Genomic DNA, 2,677 nt, shown 5'->3' with positions numbered 1-2,677 from the left:
GCCTGCGGCCGGCTCGTAGATCTTGCTGATCTGAGCCATCGTGGTCATCGCCGAGCGCACGTCGTTGAACAGGCCACCCGCCACGCCGCCCAGCATCGCAGCGCCCAGCAGGACGGGCTCGTCAGCCTGCGTGGCCAGGACGGGCTTCCCCGTTGCGTCCGCGAGCAGTTGCCGAACGAGATCGAGTCGCCCGGCGCCGCCACTGATGATCACCCGCTCGATCGGCGCACCGGCCACGGCCTGCGCTTCGATGATCTGGCGAAGGCCGTAACCGATACTGCAAACGCCGGCAATGTACAGGGCGACGAGACTGTCCAGGTCGTTTTCCATTCCGAGGCCTGCGATTACCGCTCTCGCGTGGGGGTCGGCCAGAGGGGCGCGGTTGCCCAGGAACTCCGGGACGACATGCAGGCCCTTCGCCAGCAGCACCGCCCCCGACAGGCCATCCGCCTGCGCCGCCTGCGCAGCGAGATCGGCGAGCATCACCGGCAAGGGCTGGCCCTCATGCTCCGCGCGGCGTCGGGCGTCGGGAGTCGCGGGGTGCATCGAAAGCAATTGTTCGATCGCCGCGCCCGCCACCGATTGCCCGCCCTCGTTGAGCCAGGCATCGGGCACCATCGCCGAAAAATAGGGCCCCCACACGCCGGGCACGAAGACCGGACTCCGGGTCGTGGTCATCGTGCACGATGAGGTGCCGAAGACGTAAGCGAGGCAGGACTCAGGCTCGCCATCGGCGCCAACCGTGCCGATGCCCCCGGCATGGGCATCGATTACGCCTGTCGCGACCGGCGTTCCGGTCCGCAGGCCGAGCTGCGCGGCCGCACTTGCTATCAGCCCTTGCCCAAGGGGCGTTCCCGGGTCGACGACGCTCTGGCCGATGCGCGCAAAGCCCTCGTCCGCGAGCACGCCGAGGCCGACGCTGCGGAAGTAACTCTCGTCCCAGCGCCGCTCGTGCGCGAGGTAGGTCCATTTGCAGGTGACCGTGCAGGTGGATCGGGACAGATCCCCGGTCGCGCGCCAGGTCAGGAAGTCGGTCAGGTCGAAGAACTGCCATGCTGCCGAGAAGACGCTCGGCCTGTTTTCGAGGAGCCACAGCAGCTTCGGCGTCTCCATTTCCGGCGAGATTTTTCCGCCGACAAATTTCAGCACCTCGTGGCCCGTAGCGTTGATGCGCTCCGCCTGCTCCACGGCGCGGTGGTCCATCCAGACGATAATGTCGCGCTCGGCTTGCTCCGAGGGGCCGACAGGCAAGGGCTGGCCGCCTTCGCCCAGCACGAGGAGCGAGCAGGTGGCATCGAAGCCGATGCCTGCGACCTGATCGGGCGACACCGCGGCCTGCGACAGCGCGTCCTTCACGGAGTCGCAGACGGCGTTCCAGATCTCGCTGCTCGACTGCTCGACGATGGACCCGCTCGCCTGGAACAGGGTGATGTCGCGCTTGGCCGAGGCCATCATGCGGCCGGCAAGGTCGAAGATTCCGGCCCGGGCGCTGCCCGTGCCCACGTCCACGCCGATGACATACCGCGTGCTGTCTGCCGCGCTTGCGGTCGGGTTTCCTGAGGTCATAAGTTCACTGCCTGCTTATTGTCTGATGAGAGGTGTTTCAAGTCGACCGCGAGCGCCACGGGGCTTAGCCTCTGTCACGCGTTTCAGAGATCGACGTTGTTCGGAAGGATCACGAGATCGCGAATTGTCACATTTCGCGGCCGAGTCAGCATGAAGAGCACTGCATCGGCGACCTCCTTGGGTTGCATCAGGCTGCCCGAGGCGAGCGCTTCGTCCATCTTCGCCTTCGGCCAGTCATCGAGCAGGGCAGTGACGACCGGACCCGGGAGGACCGCGCCCACCCGCACGCCGTGTTTCGCGACCTGGCGCCGGGTCGTGTGGACGAAGGCCTGCACCGCGAATTTGGAGGCGGTGTAGATCGGCTCCCACACGACCGGGACGACGCCCGCGACGGAGCTCGTAAAGAGGATGTCGCCCGATTTCTGCGCGACCATGTGCGGCAGCACAGCGTGAACCGACCGGAACGCGGCGTTGACGTTCAGGTTCAGCACGCGATCCCACTCGTCCGGATTCCCGTCGATGACATCGCCGCCGACATAGGCGCCGGCATTGGCATGAAAGATGTCGAGGCCACCGGCAAGGTCGAGGATTTTCGGCAGCATCGCGGAGACCTCCAGCGGCTGCAACAGATCCACGACCAGTGGAAACGCATTCGGTCCCAGTTCCGCGCAGAGTTGCGCGAGCCGGTCCTTTGCACGGTCGACCAGGACGACCTTCGCGCCTTCTGCAACCAGTGTGCGCGCGCACTCCAGGCCGATACCCGATGCCGCCCCCGTGATGGCGGCAACCTTTCCGTTCATTGATTGGTTCATTTGCTTGGGCTCTTTCAATGGAATTAAGCACGACCATGCGAGACGCGGGACTGCCGGGCCAGCGAGTCGACGATCACCGCAATCGCCAGTACCGCGCCGGTGATCATGAAGCGCAGCGAGGACGACAGGTTCAGCAGCGTGAGGCCGCTGGCGATCGACTGGATCACGATGATCCCCAGCACCGCCGAATACGCGCTGCCACGGCCGCCGAAGAGGCTGGTGCCGCCGATCACGGCCGCTGCGATCGCGTTGAGGTTCACGTCGCCGCTGCCCGCCTGCTGGCTCGCCGAGGCAAGCCG

The 2,677-nt window shown here is 66.1% G+C and carries 2 protein-coding genes and 1 pseudogene; all 3 read right to left on the bottom strand.

Annotated features, from left to right (window positions below):
• On the bottom strand, window positions 1-1,566 hold a 1,566-nt coding region (locus WCA53_RS01145), incomplete at its 3' end, for an FGGY-family carbohydrate kinase (protein WP_423904492.1).
• Between the two features lie 83 nt (window positions 1,567-1,649).
• Complete coding sequence (locus WCA53_RS01140) at window positions 1,650-2,378, bottom strand: SDR family oxidoreductase (RefSeq protein WP_423904488.1); 729 nt, start codon at window positions 2,376-2,378, stop codon at window positions 1,650-1,652.
• A gap of 23 nt (window positions 2,379-2,401) precedes the next feature.
• Window positions 2,402-2,677 (bottom strand): annotated as a pseudogene (locus tag WCA53_RS01135) (sugar ABC transporter permease); the annotation flags it as partial.

It is taken from the genome of Caballeronia sp. (assembly GCF_049581465.1).
GTDB lineage: Bacteria > Pseudomonadota > Gammaproteobacteria > Burkholderiales > Burkholderiaceae > Caballeronia.
The sequence above is the reverse complement of the archived record's forward strand: the minus strand, read 5'-3'. Positions and strand labels throughout refer to the sequence as shown.